This is a genomic window from Hydrogenophaga intermedia, from assembly GCF_000723405.1.
Lineage (GTDB): Bacteria > Pseudomonadota > Gammaproteobacteria > Burkholderiales > Burkholderiaceae_C > Hydrogenophaga > Hydrogenophaga intermedia.
Window position 1 is genome coordinate 1 of sequence record NZ_CCAE010000122.1, and the last position, 502, is coordinate 502.

Here is a 502-nt window from a genome sequence, read left to right on the forward strand (position 1 = left end):
TCATGTCCTGCCCGGCCTGGGCGATGAGCACGCCGGCCTCGCCGTTCACCACCAGGCGGGCCCGGCGATCGAGCACGGTGCGCTCGTAGGTGCTGGCACCGTCATCGCCTGCCGTGGTGGTGCTGGTGGTGCTGGTGGTGGTGCTGACCACGAAAACGTCGCGCCCGGCGTCCAGCAGCAGGGCGTCGCGGGCCGCCACTTCGCCGCCGCGCACGTCGATGTCCTCGTTTGCCCGCAGCGCCGTGGTGCCCTCGCTGCTGACGCGCCCGCTGCTGCGGATGCCATTGGCGTCGATGAGCACCAGCTCGCGCCCGGCGACGCTGCCGCTGTTGAGGAAGTCACCGCTCAGGTCGATCTGGACTTGCCGCCCGGCGATCAATGATCCCTTGGGATTCAGGTCGCCTTCGCGGGGCATCAGGTAGACGCGGGGCACCAGCGCGGTTTGCGTGCTCCCGTCCGGCAGGGTCACTTCCTGCGCTTCGAGCCAGACGATGTCGCTGGT

At 69.7% G+C, this 502-nt stretch carries 1 protein-coding gene; it reads right to left on the reverse strand.

What is annotated here, in order from left to right:
- Positions 1 to 502 (reverse strand): hemagglutinin repeat-containing protein (locus tag BN948_RS25950; RefSeq protein WP_156037867.1); only part of this gene is annotated, 502 nt, incomplete at both ends.